This is a genomic window from Streptomyces sp. NPDC005963 (genome assembly GCF_040638655.1).
Taxonomy (GTDB): domain Bacteria; phylum Actinomycetota; class Actinomycetes; order Streptomycetales; family Streptomycetaceae; genus Streptomyces.
Genome location: NZ_JBEXVD010000003.1, coordinates 52,063 through 70,198, shown reverse-complemented (window position 1 = coordinate 70,198; position 18,136 = coordinate 52,063). Strand labels below are relative to the sequence as shown.

The following is an 18,136-nucleotide window of genomic DNA, read 5'->3' as shown; positions in this document are numbered from 1 at the left end:
GAAAGCCCGGCTGCGCGTGGCGGGGGCGGAGTGCTTCGCCCCCGCGGCCCGTTCCCCGCCTCCCACGGGTGCCGAGAGACGCACGGATACCCCCTCCCCGGAAGGCGAACTCCCGGAGAGGGGGCATCCGCTTGACCCCGCTTCACACACGCGACGGAGCTGACCAGGCCCTACCGCGCCATCGCGGTCACCGCAGCGACTGCGACGCCTTGACGCCGAGCTTCGCCCCCTGGCTGACGCCCACCCCGAAGGCCGTGTACGCGGCGTGCATCGCGGCGGACGGATTGAGCACGGCCAAGGGTGCTGCCTTCGCCGCCAGCAGCACCGCGGCTGCCCCGCCGGCCACCGCCCCGAGCGCCATGCCCACCTGGTCTCCGCTCGTCTCGCACATCGCCGCTGCCTTGCCGATGGTCTTCACTGAACCCCTGGGCATGTGGTCCCCTCCCGATGTCGATGCCCGAGCCGCTCCGTACGGCCCGCCCGCTGCCGACACCAAGCCGTCGGCAGCCCCGGGACCATTGATTCCACGAGGTGCACGGAGGCGGCAATCCCAGCATTCTGGGATTGCCGCCCGTCCGGGGGCAGATCACTGTGAGGGGCACGGCCAGGGCGTCGACGTGTCCGCCGCGGACCGTGCGGCCGACCACACCGACCACACCGACCGGCTGGACGGCACCCCACCGGCGACGGCGGCACCCACGGGTCGACGGCACCGGATCACACGGCACCGGCTCAGATGACACCGGCTCAGACGGGAGGTTCCGCCGCCGTGATGTTCCGATAGGCGATCTCGGCCAGCCGGCTCTGCCCTGTCTTGCTCGGATGGAACCAGTCCCAACGGCTCAACAGGTCCCCGTCGAAGCGGTACTCGAACACCGCACCGCCGTCGTACCGGCAGCGCAGGTCCTTGCCGCAGACCTCCTTCAGCACCGCGTTGTACGCCACGACCCGCTCCTGCACCAGGGCCCGGCGCTGGTCCGCCTTGGTGCTCAGGTCCTCCGCGTCGCCGAGCATGGTGGCGCAGATCCCCAGCTTCCAGATCTGCCGGCCCAACGGGTTCTCCTTGCCGGTGGACCACAACCTCTTGAGGTCCGGCACGCTGGACACATAGACGTGTGCCTTGGGCGCGGTGCGCCGCAACTCCTTCAACGCCTCGGTGAAGGAGGCCCGGAAGTCCTCCACCGGGGTCATCAACGTCACCGAGTCGGCGCACGCGTCGTTCGCGCCCACCATCACCGTCACCAGCTCGGGCTTGCGGACCGCCGCCTGGGCCATCTGCGCCGGGAGGTCCGCCGCCTCCGCGCCCGTTCGGGCGTAGTTCCACGCGCGCTGTGCGACCGAGGCGGGCTCGCCGATCAGCCGGGTGGCCAGGCTGCGGACTTTCTCGTCCGTACCGGTTGCCCAGGACGCTTCTGGGCAGTCGGAGAGAACCACACAGGCGTCGAACGCGCGGGTGATGGAGTCGCCGACGGCGGCGATGGAGTCGGGACTGCGGTCCCACACAGGAGTGGCGATGATGCGTTTCTTGGCGGGAGCGCCCTTGGTCTGCGCATCCGACGGTGAGTCACATCCGGTGAGCGCACCGGCCGTGAGGAGCGCGGCCGTGGTCAGGGCCGCGGTCGTCCGGATGCGTCGTGACTGATGGATCGGTCGTTTCCGTGGTGGCTGCATGGTGTTCTGCGGTGTGCGCTGTCCGCGCATCCCGTTCCCCTCCGTGTCGACTGGCTGCCCCCGAGGTCCTGCCGAGTGAAAGCTTGGTGCGTACGGTCCTTCGAGCGAGATTACGGCACCTCGCAGTCACCCGCGCACGGTAGCTTTTCCCCCGTCGATCCAGAGGCATCGTGCCCATCGGCTCCGGCGGTTCCGGTAAATTGCATCACGTCACATACTGTCCCTTTTGCGGAGATTCACTCGTGATGCTGTTTACTGAGGCCGTTGGGAAGGCGATCCTCGTCCCACACTGGAGGTCCCGGTGACGACACGCGGCGTTCTGTATGTCCACTCCGCACCGCGCGCGCTGTGCCCGCACGTCGAATGGGCGGTGGCGGGCGTGCTCGGTCTGCGGGTCCAGCTCGACTGGATCCGTCAGCCCGCTTCGCCGGGCACCTGGAGAGCGGAGTTCTCCTGGAAGGGCGAGGTGGGCACGGCGTCCAAGCTCGCATCGGCCCTGCGGGGCTGGCACCTGCTGCGTTTCGAGGTGACCTCGGAGCCCTGCGCCACGGCCGAGGGCGAGCGCTACAGCGCAACCCCCGACTTGGGCATCTTCCATGCGGTGACCGGGATACACGGCGACATCCTGATCCCCGAGGACAGGCTGCGCGCCGCCATGGTCCGCTCGGCACAGGGCGAGACCGACCTCGCCGCGGAGATCGACAAACTGCTCGGCAAACCGTGGGACGACGAGTTGGAGCCCTTCCGCTACGCGGGTGAGGGCGCGCCGGTCCGCTGGCTGCACCAGGTCGTCTGAGCGCCCCTCAGACTCCGGTGCGCCGGCGTGCTTCAGGCAGGCGCTCACCCCGGGATCGCCCGAGTGGCCCAACCGACCCGATGGATTGCGTACGCACCGCCCACCGCCCCCTCGGGGGCTCGGCTGTTGGGCCCACCCTCCGGGCATCGGCCCGGGACGGGCGTCTGCGTGGCGGGCACGCCGGCCCGGCTCCCGGCCCCGTACACCAACGCCCTTCCACAGCCCACGCACGAGGCCCGCACCCCCTGTGTACGGGAGTGCGGGCCGAGACGTCGGACTGGTGTACGTGCCCGGAGCCGTGCGGCCCCGGAGCGTCGACGCGTGCGGGTCAGACCGTCCGGAAGGCCAGCACCACGTTGTGGCCGCCGAAGCCGAACGAGTTGTTGATGGCGGCGATGGTGCCCTCCGGCAGGGGACGCGGCTTGTCGCGCACGATGTCGGCCTCGACCGCCTCGTCCAACTCGTCCACGTTGATGGTGGGCGGAGCCGTCCGGTGGTACAGCGCCAGCACGGTCGCCACCGTCTCGATGCCGCCCGCGCCGCCCAGCAGATGGCCCGTCATCGACTTCGTCGCCGACACGGCCACGTGGTCGAGGTCGTCACCGAGGACCTGGCGCAGGGCCTTGACCTCCGCCACGTCACCCAACGGCGTCGAGGTGGCGTGCGCGTTCAGATGGACGATCTCCTCCGGCTTGAGGTCGGAGGACTCCAACAGGTTGCGCATGGCAGCCGCGATGCCGCGGCCCTCCGGCTCGGGCTGGGCGATGTGGTGGCTGTCCGCCGACAGGCCCTGCCCCAGCACCTCGCAGTACACGCGGGCACCGCGCCTGGCGGCGTGCTCGGCCGACTCCAGCACGATCACACCGGCGCCCTCGCCCAGGACGAAGCCGTCGCGGCCCTTGTCGTACGGGCGGGAAGCCTTTTCGGGCTCCTCGTTGTTCTTGGACATCGCCATCATGTTGGCGAACGCGGCCACCGGGAGCGGGTGGATCGCCGCCTCGGTACCGCCCGTGATGACCACGTCGGCCCGGCCGTTGCGGATCATCTCGAAGGCGTAGCCGATCGCCTCAGCGCCGGAAGCGCACGCCGAGACCAGGGAGTGCACGCCCGCCTGGGCGTTCACCTCCAGGCCGACGTTGGCCGACGGGCCGTTCGGCATGAGCATGGGCACGGTGTGCGGGGAGACCCGCCGCGCGCCCTTCTCCTTGAGCACGTCGTACTGGTCCAGCAGCGTCGTCACGCCACCGATGCCCGATGCGACCACGGCACCGAGCCGGGTCGGCTCGACCTGCTCGTCCTCGCCGGCCGGTGCGGTGAAGCCGGCGTCCGCCCACGCCTCCCGGGCCGCGATCAGCGCGAACTGCGCCGAGCGGTCCAGCTTGCGGGCGAGCGGACGCGGCAGCACGTCCAGCGGGTCGACCGCCGCCAGTGCGGCGATCTTGACCGGGAGTTCGGCAAAACGCTCGTCGTCGAGGAGCTTCGCTCCGGAGCGGCCGGCGAGCAGACCCTCCCAGGTCGATGCGCTGTCGCCACCCAACGGTGTGGTTGCGCCGATACCGGTGACGACCACGGTGCGATTGGTCGAGTTCATCGGAATTCATTCTCCACGTGTAAGGGGTGCTGAATGTGATGCGACGCCACCATCAGGTGGCGACAAGCGCGCCTTGGGGCTCAGGACCGATGGCCTGGGCCCGGGGCCGAACCGGTTACTTGGCGACCTGGTGCTGCGCGATGTAGTCCGCGGCGTCACCGACGGTCTTCAGGTTCTTGACGTCGTCGTCCGGGATCTTGACGTCGAAGCGCTCTTCGGCGGCGACGACGACCTCGACCATGGACAGCGAGTCGACATCCAGGTCGTCGGTGAAGGACTTGTCCAGCTGGACGTCCTCGACCGGGATGCCGGCGATCTCGTTGACGATCTCCGCGAGACCGGAAACGATCTCTTCCTGCGTGGCGGCCATGTGGCGCTCCTTCGGTTTCTTTATCTAGCGGTGTGGCGTCCGGATGGTCCGGTTGCCTAGGGGAGGGTAACGACCGTGGCTGCGTAGACGAGACCCGCCCCGAAGCCGATGACGAGAGCTGTGTCGCCGCTCTTGGCCTGCCCGGTCGCCAACAGCCGCTCCATCGCGAGCGGGATCGAGGCGGCCGAGGTGTTGCCGGTGGTCTCCACGTCGCGGGCGACCGTGACGTGGTCCGGCAGTTTCAAGGTCTTCACCATCGAGTCGATGATCCGCATGTTGGCCTGGTGCGGAATGAAGACGTCCAGGTCGCTCGCGCTGATTCCGGCCGCGTCCAGCGCCTGCTGGGCGACCTTCGCCATCTCGAACACGGCCCAGCGGAAGACCGCCTGGCCCTCCTGCATGATCGCGGGGAAGCGCTCCACCGAGCCGTCGCGGTAGTCGGTCCACGGCACGGTCTGCGTGATGGTGTTGGACTTGTCGCCTTCGGAGCCCCACACGGTGGGACCGATCATGGGCTCCTGCGCGGGTCCCACGATCACCGCACCGGCGCCGTCACCGAAGAGGAAGGCCGTCGCCCGGTCCTCCAGATCGGTGAGGTCGCTCAGCCGCTCCACGCCGATGACCAGGACGTGGGTGGCCGAACCGTCGGTGACCATGCCCTTGGCGAGCGTGAGGCCGTAGCCGAAGCCGGCGCATCCCGCCGAGATGTCGAAGGCGGCCGGCTTCCCGGTGCCCAGCTTGTCCGCGATCTCGGTGGCGACCGCGGGGGTCTGCTTGAAGTGCGACACGGTCGCCACGACCACGCCGTCGATGTCCTGGGGGGTGAGCCCCGCATCGGCGATGGCCTTCCCCGCCGCCTCCACGGACATCGCCGTCACGGTCTCCTCGGGCGAGGCCCAGTGCCGCGTGGCGATGCCCGAACGGGAGCGGATCCACTCGTCGGACGAGTCGATCGTCTCCAAGATCACTTCATTGGGCACCACCCGGGTGGGACGGTAGCCGCCGACGCCCATGATCCGCGCGTACGGGGAGCCCTTGCTGGGCTTGATCTTCGCCATCTCTACGGCTCTCCTTGTCAGACTCGGCAGGGCGGGGTCAGGCGCCCGAACGGTCGGCGGTCGCGTCGGTACCGGCGTGCTCGGCGAACAGCGCCCGAGCCGCTTCGAGGTCGTCGGGGGTCTTCAGCGCGAGGGTCGCGACGCCCGGCAGCGCCCGCTTGGCGATGCCGGTCAGGGTGCCTCCGGGAGAGACCTCCACGATCGCGGTCACGCCCAGCGCCTTGAAGGTCTCCATGCACCGGTCCCAGCGCACCGGGTTCGCGACCTGCCCGACCAGCCGGGCGATCACGTCGACACCGGTGGGAACGACCGCGCCGTCCCTGTTGGAGACGTACGGCAGCACGGGGTCGCCGACGGTCAGCTTCCCGGCCGCGTCCTCCAGGGCGACGACCGCGGGTGCCATGTGCCGGGTGTGGAACGCACCGGCGACCTTCAGCGGAACGACCCGCCGTACGTCCTCCGGCTTGTCCTCCGCCAGGGCGGCCAACTGCTCCGCGGTGCCGGCGGCGACGATCTGGCCGGCGCCGTTGACGTTGGCCGCCGTCAGTCCGAGCCCTTCGAGATGGGCCACGACCTTGTCCTGGTCGCCGCCGAGCATGGCGGCCATCCCGGTCTCGGTCACGGCTGCGGCCTCGGCCATGGCCTGGCCGCGCGCCCGGACGAAGCGCAGCGCGTCGATTTCGTCGATGACCCGTGCGTACACGGATGCGGTGATCTCACCGACGCTGTGTCCGGCGACGGCGTCGGGCTTGACCTCGGTGCCCAGTGCGGCAGCCGACAGCAGCCCCGCGGCGACCAGCAGGGGCTGGGCCACGGCAGTGTCCCGGATCTCGTCCGCGTCGGCCTGGGTGCCGTAGTGGACGAGATCCAGTTCGATGGCCTCGGACCATTCCCCGATACGGCTGGAGAGCCCGGGGAGGTCGAGCCATGGGGTCAGGAAACCGGGCGTCTGAGCGCCTTGGCCGGGAGCGACGAGTACGAGCACTCTCACACTCTCTCTTGTGTACGCCCCTGGACGCCCGTGGGGACAGGGACGAAGAACCGTCAGGGGAATTGTTGGTGTCTGACAAAAGTCTAGGACTGTGGATCAGCGTCGGCCAAGCGTCCGAGGATCAGAGCGATTCGCAGAGTGAACGCGGAGCGAACATCGGAGGGTGACCAACCGGTGACATCAGTCACACGTCGGAGCCGGTAGCGCACGGTGTTGGGGTGAACGAACAACATTCGTGCCGCGCCCTCCAGGCTGCTCGCCTGTTCCAGATAGACACTGAGCGTTTCCAGCAGCGCGGAACCGGCCTCTTCCAGCGGTCTGTAGATCTCCTCCACCAACTGCTCGCGTGCGGCGGGATCGGATGCGATGGCGCGTTCCGGCAGGAGATCGTCGGCCAGAACCGGCCGCGGGGCGTCCTGCCAGGCCAAACACGCCTTCAGTCCGGCGGCTGCGGCCTGCGCCGACTTCGTGGCCGCCAGCAGGTCGGGCACCACGGGCCCCGCGACCACTGGTCCGGCCGCATACGGCCCGATCAGCGCCTTGGCGACCTGGATCGGATTGTCGCTGCCGCCGGCGATCACCACGAGACGGTCGCCGAGCACCCCGGTCAGCACTTGGAGCTTGGCGTGCCGGGCGGCGCGCCGGATGGCCTCCACGGTCAGTTCGCTGTCCCCGTCCGGGGCGGTGCCGAGGATGACCGAGACGTGCTCGGGCGAGTTCCAGCCCAGCGCGGCGGCGCGGGACACCGCGCCCTCGTCGGCCTCGCCCGACAGGACGGCGTTCACCACCAGGGACTCCAGCCGGGCGTCCCACGCACCACGGGCCTCGGCGGCCTGGGCGTACACCTGTGCGGTCGCGAACGCGATCTCACGGGCGTACACCAGGAGCGCTTCCCGGAGCACCGACTCATCACCGGGCGCGGCGACCTCTTCGATCGCCGACTCCATCACCTCGATCGTCGTACGCACCATCTCCACCGTCTGACGCAGGGTGATCGCCCTGGTCAGCTCGCGCGGGGCGGTGCCGAAGACATCGGTCGAGATGGCCTGGGGGGTGTCGGGGCGCCGGAACCACTCGGTGAACGCCGCGATGCCGGCCTGGGCGACCAGGCCGATCCACGAGCGGTTCTCCGGTGGCATCGCCCGGTACCAGGGCAGCGACTCGTCCATGCGTGCGATGGCGTTCGCGGCGAGCCGGCCGGATGACTGCTCCAGGCGGCGCAGGGTCGCGGAATGCGGGTGGGCGGCGTTCGATGCAGGTTCGGGCACGGGGACAAGACTGCCTTATCGGGACGCCGTAGCTAAGTGCCGGGGCTAGGGCCCTTCTTTCGGATCTTGCTGGGCTCGCGTGCCCTGGCACCGCGCCTCGCCGCGTTGTCGTCAATCACCAATGCTCCGCAGTGATTCATTCCTCCGCCTTGCGATCCACGGCACCAGACCCCGCTCCCTGATCCAGCCTGATCCAAAAGAAAGACCCTGGCCGACCTCCACGGGACCCGGCCGCGTCCCCTTCGGGGGCTACGGTGGGGACCGTGATCGATGTACGGCGTTCGGATGAGCGCTACAGCGGTGGCGACCCCGCCCGGGGCATCACCACCCGCCACGCCTTCTCGTTCGGTTCCCACTACGACCCGGACAACCTCCGCTTCGGCGCGCTCATCGCCTGCAACGAGGAACGCCTTGAGCCGGGAGCGGGTTTCGACGAACACCCCCACGACCACACCGAGATCGTCACCTGGGTCGTGGAGGGCGAGTTGACCCACCGCGACTCCGCCGGCCACGCCACCGTCGTACGTCCCGGTGACGTCCAACGGCTGAGCTCGGCGAGCGGCGTGCGCCACGAGGAGCGCAACGACGGCAGCACACCCCTGGTGTTCGTCCAGATGTGGCTGGCACCACGCACTCCCGGAGGCGAACCGTCGTACCAGGTGGTGCGCGCGGTCGACGAGGCCGAGCCCTACGCCCTCGCGCCGTCGTACGCGCTGCTCCACATCCGCCGTCCGGCCGTGGGAGAACGGATCACCGTCCCCCCGGCCCCGGCGGTGTACGTCCACGTCGTCCGCGGAGCACTCCGACTGGACGGACACGCACTGGGCCCGGGGGACGCGGCGCGGATCACGGACGGCGAAGGACCGGAACTGATCGCGACGGACGGCCCGGTCGAGGTGCTGATCTGGGAGATGACCGGCTGACCCGCGCTCCTGACCGTTCAGGCAGCGGTCGACCGCAGTTCGGCGAGCACGGCGTCCGTGAACGGCGGCCACGCCTCCACCGCCCAGGCCCCGAAGGCCCGGTCGGTCAGCGCCACACAGGCCGCGCCGACCTCGGGGTCGATCCACAGGAACGTTCCCGACTGGCCGAAGTGCCCGAAGGTGTGGGGTGAGGACGTGGCGCCGGTCCAGTGCGGCGACTTGCCGTCCCTGATCTCGAAGCCGAGACCCCAGTCGTTGGGGCGCTGCCTGCCGTACCCGGGCAGCAGTCCGTCGAGCCCCGGGTGCACCACCGTCATCGCCGCCAGGACCGTACGTGCGTCCAGCAGCTGCGGTGACTGCACCTCAGCCGCGAAACGGACCAGGTCGTTCACGGTGGAGACGCCGTCCTTCGCCGCCGAACCCTCCAGCGAGGTCCCCGTCATGCCCAGCGGCTCCAGAACGGCCTGGTGCAGATACTCGGCGAAGGGGATGTCCGTCGCCTTGGCGACGTGGTCGGCGAGCACGTCGAACCCCGCGTTGGAGTAGATCCGGCGCGTTCCCGGCTCGGCGCTGACCTTGTGCTCGTCGAAGGCGAGCCCCGAGGTGTGGGCGAGGAGATGGCGGACCGTGGAGCCCTCGGGCCCGGCCGGCTCGTCCAGTTCGAGCGCGCCCTCCTCGATCGCCACCAGCACCGCGTAGGCGGCGAGCGGCTTGGTGACGGAGGCCAGCGGGAACCGCCGGTCGAGCGGACCGCGCGTACCGGTCACGGTGCCGTCCGCCCGTACGACGGCTACCGCCGCAGTCGGAACGGGCCAATCATCGATCATCGCCAGGCTCTGCATGACCACGAGCGTAGAGGGTCCTCCCCCGGACCGGATCGGGGGTCCGGACGAAGACCCAACCCTCGGAGATCGGCTGATGCCGCACGGAGTGTGCGAGTGGTCACCGGGGGGTGCGAACGTGCGGAACGGCGATCACCAGCCGATTGCGCTTGCTTGGAGTGCACTCGAAGGTTCTAGCGTGGAAGACATGACGCTGACCGAGAGCAGCACCACCAGGGAGCACATCTGCCTCGCCTCTGCCGGTGCACTTCCCCGCCCCGACGGCCAGGACCGCTACACGATCAGCGAGGTCGCCGACTTCACCGGACTGAGCGCGCACACCCTGCGCTGGTACGAGCGGATCGGGCTGATGCCCCACGTGGACCGCTCGCACACCGGGCAGCGGCGGTTCAGCAACCGCGATCTGGAGTGGCTCTCGCTGGTCGGAAAGTTGCGGCTGACCGGAATGCCGGTGGCCGACATGGTCCGCTACGCCGAGTTGGTGCGGGCGGGCGACCGCACCGTCGACGAGCGCCGCGAACTGCTGGCGCGCACCCGCCGCGAGGTGCTCACCCGGATCGCGGAGCTCCAGGGCACCCTCGCGGTGCTCGACTACAAGATCGAACACTATGCGGACCTCCAGCAGCCGACGGACTGACCCAGCGTCTCCGGGCCCGGCAGCGTGGGCCCCTCCCCGCACGCACCACGTCGAACGAATCCAAGGACTGAATCTGATGAGCGACAGCACGATCGCATCGGTACGGCTCGGCACCCGAGGACCGCTGGTGGGGGTGCAGGGCCTCGGTTGCATGGGCATCAGCGAGTTCTACGGGACGACGGACGAACCCGTCGCCCGCGAGACCCTGGACGCCGCACTCGACGAGGGCGTCACTCTCTTCGACACCGCTGACGCCTATGGCCGCGGCGCCAACGAACGGTTCCTCGCCCCCTTCTTCCGGGCGAACCGCGACCGCGTCACGATCGCCACCAAGTTCGCGATCGTCCGCAGTGACGATGAGGACTTCCGCGGTGTGCGCAACGACCCCGCGTACGTCCGGCAGTCCGTCGACGCCAGTTTGAAGCGGCTCGGCGTCGACGTGATCGACCTGTACTACATGCACCGCCGCGATCCGGCGGTGCCGCTGGCCGACTCGGTGGGCGCCATGGGTGAACTGGTCACCGCCGGCAAGGTCCGACACCTCGGGCTGAGCGAGGTCACCGGGGCCGAACTACGCGAGGCGCACGCGGTGCACCCGATCACGGCGCTCCAGTCGGAGTGGTCGATCTTCAGCCGGGACGTGGAGCACAGCGCCGTACCGGCGGCGGCCGACCTCGGCATCGCCTTCGTCCCGTACTCGCCCCTGGGCCGCGGCTTTCTGACCGGTGCCTTCAAGGACGCGGCCCAGGAACTGTCCGCGAGTGACTTCCGGTCCCAGCAGCCGCGGTTCACCGGCGACAACGCACGTCTGAACGCCACCCTGCTGGAGCCCGTGCGGACGATCGCCGCCGCACACGGGGCGACCCCCGCACAGATCGCGCTGGCCTGGGTGCAGCAGCGCGCCGCGGTCCACGGACTGCCGGTGGTGCCGATCCCGGGCACCCGCAGCCCCGAGCGGCTCCGCGAGAACACCGCCGCGACCCGACTGACCCTCACCGACGACGAGTTGGCGCAGTTGGAGCCGATCGCGGGCCAGGTCGCCGGTGACCGATACCCGGACATGTCGTCGACAGCGGTCGCGCGCGAACGCTCCTGAGAGGGCACGGCGGTCAGGCCAACCCCAGTGCGAAGACGGCGAATCCCGCGGCGAGCACACCCGCCGTCGCCCGCCGGACCCCGCCCGCCGCCCCACCCGTCCGCCACGGCGTCTCGAAGGTGCGCGCGTACCATCCGATGGCCATGAGCAGTACGGCGAACACCGGGAGGAAGGCGATACGCGCCAGCACCCACCCGAGCGTGTCCGGGGCCGTGGTCAACCCGGGTACCGCCCCCGCGAACGACGCGGGAACGGCCGCCGCCAGCATCGCCGTCTGGTGCCAGCACAGGATCGTCATCGCGGACAGGTTGATGACCACGACGGGGGCCCAGAGCGCGGGCCGCGCCAGGAGCTTCGCCAGTCGGTCGCGCAACAGGATTGCGGCACCGCTCTGGGCCATGGCCAGCGCCAGGACCAGCAGCGACGGCGGATGCGAGTTGGTGCGGGCCTCGCCCGGAACGCCGACCATCGACGCCGGATAGTGGAAGAAGGCGAGGAGCAGCCCGAACAGTGCGGCGCCGCCGATCAGCAGCCCGCGGGCGTGCCGCCGGGTGATCCGCCCCTCGCCCCAGCTCACACCGAGCTGATAGGCGAACAGCCAGCCGGGCAGGACGTTCAGCACGCCCAGCCAGGACGGCATGGCATCCGCGTACGGCCCGTAGCGCAGCACGTCCACGACGGCCACGCTCAGCAGCAGCGGAGCGGCGGCCCAGGCGCCGAGCCCGCGGGCGGCCCGGATGCAGTACGGCGTCAGCGCGGTGACCACCAGATAGACACCGACGAACCACAGCGGCTGGACGACCAGGGTGGAGCTGGTGCGCAGGGTCGTCAGGGGCACCCCGACCGCGTACAGCACCGGCAGCAGCACGGCCCACACCGCCGTGACACCGAGTACGGGCCGACCGAGGCGGGCCGTGCGCTGGCGCAGCCACTGCCCGGTGGTGCCGGTGTGCCGGCGGTAGGAGAGCACGGAGGCGTAGCCGCCGACCAGGAAGAAGATCCCCAACATCTGGAGCACCCAACTGATGGGCGCGAAGGAGCCGAAGGAGGTGAGCGGGCTGGCGTTGCGCAGGGCGCCGTCGTCACCGAGGGCGAGACCGCCGAGGAGCCAGTGCCCGAGGGGGACGGCCAGCAGGGCGAGGGCGCGCAGCCCGTCGACGGCACGGTCGCGGTGCGCGGGGGTACGGGCCTCGATCGTCGCCACTGTCGCGGTGAGCTTCATCGCCCGCCTCCCGTCCGGGCGATCGCAGCGAACGCGTCCAGCGAGTCGGTGCCGGGGGCGAAGTAGCCGCTGTGCCCGTGGACCTGACGTGCCGGCACCGGGCGGGCGCCGAACTCCGGATCGGTGGGGTCGTCTCCATGACCGAGACCGAGGAAGCGCACATGGGGCACCTTGGAGATCCAGTCACCGGCGCTCTTGGCTGCCCACACCGGGGCCTTCAACTCCCGCGCCGAACCGGCGCGCACCCCGGGGGAGCCCATGACGACGATGCCGGAGACCGCCACGTCCCCGCCCCGGGCGCCGAGCCCGCAGACGACGGACCCGTAGCTGTGGCAGAACAACACCGGAGCCGGGATCCCCACCGCCGTGAGGCCGCGCGTGAAGCGGGTCAACCGCACGGCTCCCGCCTCGGCGAGATCCCCCGTGGCGGCGTCGAGACCGACCCCGACGGGTGTCGTGTACCCCACCCAGGCGATCACGGCCGTTCCGTCGCCCGCGGCCGTACGCAGTGACTTCGCCATGCCGGCCGGAGTGCCGTACGGGTCGTTCGCCCGATCGAAGGTCCCGGCGTCGATGTCGGCCCCCGGCACGACCACCGACACGGTACGGGCCCGCTCCAGGTCCCCGTACACCTCGGCGACCTGCCCCCGCCCCCGCGGGTCGAACGCCAGGATCTGCCGCCCGTCGACCGCCAGCCGGTCGAAGGAGGTGCCGCGCACGGCCAGGGAGTTGGCCCGGTAGCGCAGGGCGACGGGCACGCCGTCCAAATTGCCCACCACGAGCGGATGCCGTCGCACGAGCACGCGCTGTTGCGCATCGCTCAACGTACGGAAGAACCCGGCGACCTCCCGCGCCGACGCGGTGCCCGGATGCGGCAACGCCCGCCCGAGGGAACGGTCCTCGACCCAGGCATCGCTACCGGGCGGCGGCCCGGTGACCGCGCGCTGCGCACTCCCCGAGGCCCATCCGGCCGTCCCGGTGACGACGCTGGTCGCGAGCGCGAGTGCCAGCAGGGTCCTCTTGTAGCGGCGCATCGACCCATCCCCTTCTTCTCCCGTTGGGTGTGACGGGAGGAAGGTAGGAAGATGACGGGTCGCGGAGCGTCACCCCGGGGAGCCAAGCCTGGGGTGCTACCGGGGTAGGGGGTGGGGGACGGGCGGCTCGGTGATCCCCTCAGCCGGGGGCCGTGCGGGTGGGCGGTTCCGGGTGACGGTTCCTCGCTGCACGGACCCGGTTCACGACGACCCGGGTCGCACCAACCCCGACTCGTACGCGAAGATCACCGCCTGTGCCCGGTCCCGCAGTGCGAGTTTGGCCAGCACCCGGCCGATGTGGGTCTTCACCGTCTGCTCCGCGAGTACCAACTGATCGGCGATCTCCCGGTTGGACAGGCCCCTCGCGATCAGTTCCAGCACCTCGGTCTCCCTCGGCGTCAGGCCCTTGAGCCGCAGCGAGGGGTCCTTGCGCGGGGCCGGGCGCTGGGTGGCGAAGTCGGCGATGAGCCGTCGGGTCACCGAAGGCGCGAGCAGGGCCTCACCCGCCGCCACGATCCGAACCGCGGCGATCAGATCGGCGGGCGGCGCGTCCTTCAGCAGGAAGCCCGAGGCGCCGGCGCGCAGCGCCTCGTACACGTAGTCGTCCACGTCGAAGGTGGTCAGCATCAGCACCTTCGGCAGGTGCACCACCCCCGGTGGCGGCGACAGGATCGCCCGGGCGGCGGCGAGGCCGTCCATCTCCGGCATCCGGACGTCCATCAGCACCACGTCCGGATGGGTGGTGCGGGACACCTCCACGCCCGCCCTGCCGTCCGCCGCCTCACCCACCACGTCGATGTCCGACTGCGCCGCCAGGAGCGCGGCGAACCCCGCGCGGACCATGGCCTGGTCGTCGACGATGATCACGCGGATGGTCACGAAGGGTCCTTCGGAGCGACGGGAGGGTTCAGGGGAAGCCGGGCGGCCACGCGGAAACCGCCGTCGGGCAGCGCTCCGGTGTCCAGCTCTCCGCCGGTCAACCGTACGCGTTCACGCATCCCGACCAGGCCGTGACCGGTACCGGGGTGGGACTCCAGGGGCGCGGCGGGCCCATCGGCCGGGCCGTTGACGACGAGGAGCGTCAACGCGGTGCCGTCCGAGGTGATGGACACCTTCGTCGATGCGCCCGGCGCGTGCCGCACCACGTTCGACAGCGCCTCCTGGACGATGCGGTACGCCGACAGGTCGACCGACTGCGGCAGTGCATCGGCCGGCAGGCTCATGGCCAACTCCGCCGGCACCCCGGCCCGTACCGCCGCCTCCACCAGCTGTTGGACGCGCGACAGCCCCGGCTGCGGCGTCAATTCACCCTCGGTGCCTTCACTGCGCAGCACCGTCAGCAGCCGGCGCATCTCGTTGAGCGATTCCCGGGCGCCCGCCGCGATCGCCGCGAACTCCTCGTGCGCGGCCGGTGGCAGACCCTCGATGCGATAGGGGGCCGAGTCCGCCTGGACGGTGATCACCGACATATGGTGGGCGACCACGTCATGGAGTTCGCGGGCGATCCTGGTGCGCTCCTCCAACAGGGTGCGCCGGGAGCGCTCGGACTCGCTGATCGTCTCCTGAGCCACCAGCCTCCGCTGTGCGTCGCCGCGCTCGCGCAGTGCGCCGGCGACCACCAGAACCACTCCCGTCAGCACGAACAGCAGCACGTGAACGCCGTCGCTCAGCGTCTGCGAGAGCAGTTCGAAGACGAGTCCGGCGGCGCCGGTGGCCAGCCAGACGGCGACCAGGGTCCGCCGCGGCTCCCGCAGGCCCACGAAGGCCATCAGCAGCAGATAGCCGACCACGACCATGGGCGGCCAGGGCCAGGCGAGCCCTTCGGTGCGGTCCGCGCCCATCAGGGCCACCGCGCCCAGCACATCGGCGCCGTAGACGATCCACCACGCCTGCAACGGACGGGTGACGGCGAGGAGCAGCGGTGCGGTCTGGGCCGTGGCGAGCGCACCCGCGAGGGCGCCGTGGAGACCGTAGGAGTTGGTCAGCACATTGATGGTGACCGGCAGCAGGGCGGCGACGGCGGCAAAGGCGACGACGTACGGGAGCATCCGCAGCCAGCGCTTGTGGGCCGTGCCGAGTAGTGGGGCCGTCGAGGGAGACGGTTCCCGCAGATCGGCCGTGAGGAAGCCCCAGCCGCGGCGCGCGGTGTGGAGCGCGCGCCTGCGCAGGTGGGGGAGCATGGGCCGGGGATTTTCAGACATGGCCTGGTCAGCGTAGGCAGACGGGTCGGGCAAAGCGTCATACCCGGGAGCCGGAGCGGGTGTCATACCCGGGTATGACACCCGTCCGACGGCTGCCGCGTCAGAGTTCCGCCAGGAGCTGCGCCTTCTTGGAGCTGAACTCGTCGTCCGTCACCAGGCCCGCCCGGTGCAGTTCGCCGAGGTGTCTGATCCGCTCGGCGATGTCCGCCGGGTCGCGACGGGCGGTGTGCAGGGCCAGGGCGGGCGCCGCACCGGACTTCTGGACCGATTCCAACACCGCAGCGGCGAAGGGCAGCGACTCGTGCACCGATCCGCTGCGGACGCCGAACACCACCGCAGCCGGGTCCTGGTCGACCCGTGAAGGGGGTGCGCCCTTCTCTCCGATGAGGACGTCCGAGCGGCGCAGCAACCGCAGATAGCCTTCGGCTGCTTCGGGTGTGCGCCATTCGACGCCGCTGAGTTCGGTCACGGCGAAACTCTGGTCGCCCGCCTTCCACTTCGCGGAGGAAGCCCCTGTGCGGGACCAGCGGAAGCCGACGTGCCGGCCGTCGAAGGACGCCCTTCCGTCGGACGCCTTGAAGGCCAGCGGCGCGTCGGGGGCGGCCACGGCGTACCGCTCGGTGGGCCGGTCCGCGTCTGTGGCCAGCACGGTTCTGAGTTCTTGGGCCCGGCACTCGGCCAGGTCCTCGCTGTCGGCGGGCAGGACCAGCCGATAGGGGTCGCACTCTTCCTTGAGCTGCCCGGCCGCGGCCTCCATCAACGGATCCGCACCGGGTCTGGGCGCCGCGTACAGCACCACCGTCCCCCGCTTGCCCGGGGAGAGAGTCACCGACGCCAACGCCTCGTGGGGGATGCGGCGTTCGCGGAGCGCCTGGAACAGCTTCGGCGTGCGGTGTCCCCGTTCATAGCGGATGAGCACGGAGTCGGACTCAAACTCCCATGTGGCTTGAATTCCAGCCAATACATCACCCATACGCATCATCGTAGGCTGCTGACGCTCTCACGTCGCCCCTTCGTCAGGTGTGCAGTACACGGAGCTCTACGCGCGTCAGGCCGCCGCTTCACCGAAAATATCGCTGCCGCACTCGATGTCCTCGTGTGCGCAGACCACCTCCGCATACGAGCCGACGCCTATCACCGCCAGGTTGGCGATGCTCTCCGTACCCGGCTCGAAATAGCCGCTGTGGCCGATCGCGCCGTCCGCCGACATCACGCGCGCCCCGAACTCGGGCGCCATCGGATCGGCGCCGTGACCCAGTCCGCCGACCTGGAGATGGGGCACGTCCTCGATCCAGTCGTCCCGGTCCCGCATGGCCCACACCCGGGCGCGGGCACGCAGTTCGGCGACGTTCCCGGCGCGCATCCCGGGGCTGCCCGCGACCGCGATGTCCGTGACGCGCGGCGAGAGATCCCGGGCCGCGACCCCGCACACCACCGAACCGTAGCTGTGGCAGAACAGGGCGACCTCCGACGCGCCCGGCAGGGCGTCGACCAGCCGGGCCAGTCGTAGCGCGCCGTTCTCCGCGAGCCGACCGGTGGCCGAGTCCATCCCGATCCCGACGGGAGTCACGTAGTCGGCCCAGGCGATGACCGCGGTACGGGTACGGGGGGAGGCGACGCGCTCGGCCGCGTAGAGCGACTGGGCCATGCCCACCGGAGCGCTGTACTTACGGGCACTGCGTTGGAAGGTGAGCAGATTGGTGTCGACCCCGGGAACGATCACCGAGACCCGTTCGGCGCGTTCCAGACTGCCGAAGACCTCGGCCGCCCTGCCGGAACCCGATGGATCGAAGGCCAGGATCTGTCGGCCCGGGCGCATCAGGGCCTGGAAGCGGTGGATGCGTCGCATGTTGTGGTGACGACCGTCGGCGGTCAGCTTCGCGGTCTTCCACTGCTCCACCTCGAAGGTCAGCGAGCGCGCGATGGCCGTGCGGTTGGCCCGGTAGCGCAGGGCGATCGGAGCGCCATTGAGATTGCCGACCACCAGCGGGAAGCGGTGGGCGAGCCGATTGCTCCGGGAGCTGTCGAGCGAGGCGAAGAAGGCGGCGAGCCGGGCGGGCGAACTATCGATGCCTGGCAGCGCGCGCCCGTCGAGCCTGGCCTTGCGCCAGGCCACCGACTCCGCGTCGAAGAAGTCGCGCGGAGCGCTGCGCTGGCGCTCGGCGGTCCAACCGGTGGTGGTCAGCATGATGAACACGAGTACGAGCGCAAGGAGACCGCGCCAGCCGGCCAGGGCGGGAGAAGGGCTGAAAGGAGTCACTGCCCACCACCCTAGGAGAGAGGTGGCGGACCTCGTGGGGACCGTGAGGTAACTCACGTGCCCAAGAGGGATAACGGGGGTGAAGGAGGGAAAGGCCGTGACCCGACGCACTGTGGATCGTTGGCGCACGCCCGCGCAAGTGGGACGGAAACGGGCTGAACCATCCGTCGTTGCTC

General features: G+C 70.3%; 18 protein-coding genes. 4 read left to right on the top strand and 14 right to left on the bottom strand.

The features are described 5' to 3' along the window. Window positions 1–187: 187 nt before the first annotated feature. The gene (locus tag ABZ348_RS06440; RefSeq protein WP_358929971.1) at window positions 188–433 is read right to left on the bottom strand and encodes a hypothetical protein; all 246 of its coding nucleotides are present in this window, start codon (window positions 431–433) and stop codon (window positions 188–190) included. 314 nt (window positions 434–747) lie between these two features. Further along, window positions 748–1,671, bottom strand: a complete 924-nt coding sequence (locus ABZ348_RS06435) for an SGNH/GDSL hydrolase family protein (RefSeq protein ID WP_358930438.1) — start codon at window positions 1,669–1,671, stop codon at window positions 748–750. Between the two features lie 301 nt (window positions 1,672–1,972). On the opposite strand from ABZ348_RS06435, the gene ABZ348_RS06430 reads away from it, so the two are divergent. Beyond that, a complete protein-coding gene (locus tag ABZ348_RS06430; RefSeq protein ID WP_358929969.1) occupies window positions 1,973–2,467 on the top strand; it encodes a DUF3145 domain-containing protein in 495 nt (164 codons plus the stop codon). A 328-nt stretch (window positions 2,468–2,795) separates the two neighbouring features. Here ABZ348_RS06430 and fabF read toward each other — a convergent pair whose 3' ends face one another. The 5 genes from fabF to ABZ348_RS06405 form a co-directional block, all read right to left on the bottom strand. Then, complete coding sequence (fabF, locus tag ABZ348_RS06425; RefSeq protein WP_358929967.1) at window positions 2,796–4,058, bottom strand: beta-ketoacyl-ACP synthase II; 1,263 nt, start codon at window positions 4,056–4,058, stop codon at window positions 2,796–2,798. Between the two features lie 115 nt (window positions 4,059–4,173). Further along, the gene (locus tag ABZ348_RS06420; protein WP_358929965.1) at window positions 4,174–4,428 is read right to left on the bottom strand and encodes an acyl carrier protein; all 255 of its coding nucleotides are present in this window, start codon (window positions 4,426–4,428) and stop codon (window positions 4,174–4,176) included. Window positions 4,429–4,484: 56 nt separating this feature from the next. After that, complete coding sequence (locus ABZ348_RS06415) at window positions 4,485–5,486, bottom strand: ketoacyl-ACP synthase III (RefSeq protein WP_358929963.1); 1,002 nt, start codon at window positions 5,484–5,486, stop codon at window positions 4,485–4,487. A gap of 37 nt (window positions 5,487–5,523) precedes the next feature. Then, complete coding sequence (locus ABZ348_RS06410; protein WP_358930436.1) at window positions 5,524–6,471, bottom strand: ACP S-malonyltransferase; 948 nt, start codon at window positions 6,469–6,471, stop codon at window positions 5,524–5,526. Between the two features lie 89 nt (window positions 6,472–6,560). Further along, window positions 6,561–7,745 (bottom strand): helix-turn-helix domain-containing protein, encoded by a 1,185-nt coding sequence (locus tag ABZ348_RS06405; RefSeq protein ID WP_329018247.1) that lies wholly within the window; start codon window positions 7,743–7,745, stop codon window positions 6,561–6,563. 263 nt (window positions 7,746–8,008) lie between these two features. Here ABZ348_RS06405 and ABZ348_RS06400 point away from each other — a divergent pair, with 263 nt between their 5' ends. Further along, window positions 8,009–8,668 (top strand): pirin family protein, encoded by a 660-nt coding sequence (locus ABZ348_RS06400; protein ID WP_358929961.1) that lies wholly within the window; start codon window positions 8,009–8,011, stop codon window positions 8,666–8,668. 17 nt (window positions 8,669–8,685) lie between these two features. Here the strand turns inward: ABZ348_RS06400 and ABZ348_RS06395 are convergent, their stop codons facing one another. Beyond that, window positions 8,686–9,510: a serine hydrolase domain-containing protein gene (locus ABZ348_RS06395; RefSeq protein ID WP_358929959.1), complete on the bottom strand. Its 825-nt coding sequence runs from the start codon at window positions 9,508–9,510 to the stop codon at window positions 8,686–8,688. Between the two features lie 187 nt (window positions 9,511–9,697). Between ABZ348_RS06395 and ABZ348_RS06390 the strand changes: the two genes are divergently transcribed. After that, window positions 9,698–10,147: a MerR family transcriptional regulator gene (locus ABZ348_RS06390; protein ID WP_358929957.1), complete on the top strand. Its 450-nt coding sequence runs from the start codon at window positions 9,698–9,700 to the stop codon at window positions 10,145–10,147. A 76-nt stretch (window positions 10,148–10,223) separates the two neighbouring features. Continuing rightward, window positions 10,224–11,243 carry an aldo/keto reductase gene (locus ABZ348_RS06385; RefSeq protein ID WP_358929955.1) on the top strand — a complete coding sequence of 340 codons (1,020 nt, stop codon included), beginning with the start codon at window positions 10,224–10,226 and terminating at the stop codon, window positions 11,241–11,243. Between the two features lie 13 nt (window positions 11,244–11,256). Here the strand turns inward: ABZ348_RS06385 and ABZ348_RS06380 are convergent, their stop codons facing one another. From ABZ348_RS06380 to ABZ348_RS06355, 6 genes are all read right to left on the bottom strand, one after another. After that, window positions 11,257–12,465, bottom strand: coding sequence for an acyltransferase (locus tag ABZ348_RS06380; RefSeq protein ID WP_358929953.1), 1,209 nt, complete (start codon window positions 12,463–12,465; stop codon window positions 11,257–11,259). Then, complete coding sequence (locus ABZ348_RS06375; RefSeq protein WP_358929951.1) at window positions 12,462–13,499, bottom strand: alpha/beta hydrolase; 1,038 nt, start codon at window positions 13,497–13,499, stop codon at window positions 12,462–12,464. The genes ABZ348_RS06380 and ABZ348_RS06375 overlap by 4 nt, the downstream gene beginning before the upstream one ends. A 201-nt stretch (window positions 13,500–13,700) precedes the next feature. Continuing rightward, window positions 13,701–14,378, bottom strand: coding sequence for a response regulator transcription factor (locus tag ABZ348_RS06370; protein ID WP_358929949.1), 678 nt, complete (start codon window positions 14,376–14,378; stop codon window positions 13,701–13,703). Next, window positions 14,375–15,700, bottom strand: coding sequence for a sensor histidine kinase (locus ABZ348_RS06365; RefSeq protein WP_358929947.1), 1,326 nt, complete (start codon window positions 15,698–15,700; stop codon window positions 14,375–14,377). Before ABZ348_RS06365 ends, ABZ348_RS06370 begins: the two co-directional genes overlap by 4 nt. A gap of 100 nt (window positions 15,701–15,800) precedes the next feature. Beyond that, window positions 15,801–16,673 (bottom strand): DUF4429 domain-containing protein, encoded by an 873-nt coding sequence (locus ABZ348_RS06360; protein ID WP_358929945.1) that lies wholly within the window; start codon window positions 16,671–16,673, stop codon window positions 15,801–15,803. Window positions 16,674–16,748: 75 nt separating this feature from the next. Next, on the bottom strand, window positions 16,749–17,960 hold the full coding sequence (locus tag ABZ348_RS06355) for an alpha/beta hydrolase (RefSeq protein ID WP_358929943.1): 1,212 nt from the start codon (window positions 17,958–17,960) through the stop codon (window positions 16,749–16,751). Between the last annotated feature and the right edge of the window lie 176 nt (window positions 17,961–18,136).

What these genes read in the sequence shown, in the direction of transcription:
- ABZ348_RS06440 (WP_358929971.1), bottom strand. Translation starts at nt 433, where the DNA reads ATGCCCAGGGGTTCAGTGAAGACCATCGGCAAGGCAGCGGCGATGTGC.
- ABZ348_RS06435 (WP_358930438.1), bottom strand. Translation starts at nt 1,671, where the DNA reads ATGCAGCCACCACGGAAACGACCGATCCATCAGTCACGACGCATCCGG.
- fabF (WP_358929967.1), bottom strand. Translation starts at nt 4,058, where the DNA reads ATGAACTCGACCAATCGCACCGTGGTCGTCACCGGTATCGGCGCAACC.
- ABZ348_RS06420 (WP_358929965.1), bottom strand. Translation starts at nt 4,428, where the DNA reads ATGGCCGCCACGCAGGAAGAGATCGTTTCCGGTCTCGCGGAGATCGTC.
- ABZ348_RS06415 (WP_358929963.1), bottom strand. Translation starts at nt 5,486, where the DNA reads ATGGCGAAGATCAAGCCCAGCAAGGGCTCCCCGTACGCGCGGATCATG.
- ABZ348_RS06395 (WP_358929959.1), bottom strand. Translation starts at nt 9,510, where the DNA reads ATGCAGAGCCTGGCGATGATCGATGATTGGCCCGTTCCGACTGCGGCG.
- ABZ348_RS06390 (WP_358929957.1), top strand. Translation starts at nt 9,698, where the DNA reads ATGACGCTGACCGAGAGCAGCACCACCAGGGAGCACATCTGCCTCGCC.
- ABZ348_RS06385 (WP_358929955.1), top strand. Translation starts at nt 10,224, where the DNA reads ATGAGCGACAGCACGATCGCATCGGTACGGCTCGGCACCCGAGGACCG.
- ABZ348_RS06380 (WP_358929953.1), bottom strand. Translation starts at nt 12,465, where the DNA reads ATGAAGCTCACCGCGACAGTGGCGACGATCGAGGCCCGTACCCCCGCG.
- ABZ348_RS06375 (WP_358929951.1), bottom strand. Translation starts at nt 13,499, where the DNA reads ATGCGCCGCTACAAGAGGACCCTGCTGGCACTCGCGCTCGCGACCAGC.
- ABZ348_RS06365 (WP_358929947.1), bottom strand. Translation starts at nt 15,700, where the DNA reads ATGTCTGAAAATCCCCGGCCCATGCTCCCCCACCTGCGCAGGCGCGCG.
- ABZ348_RS06360 (WP_358929945.1), bottom strand. Translation starts at nt 16,673, where the DNA reads ATGGGTGATGTATTGGCTGGAATTCAAGCCACATGGGAGTTTGAGTCC.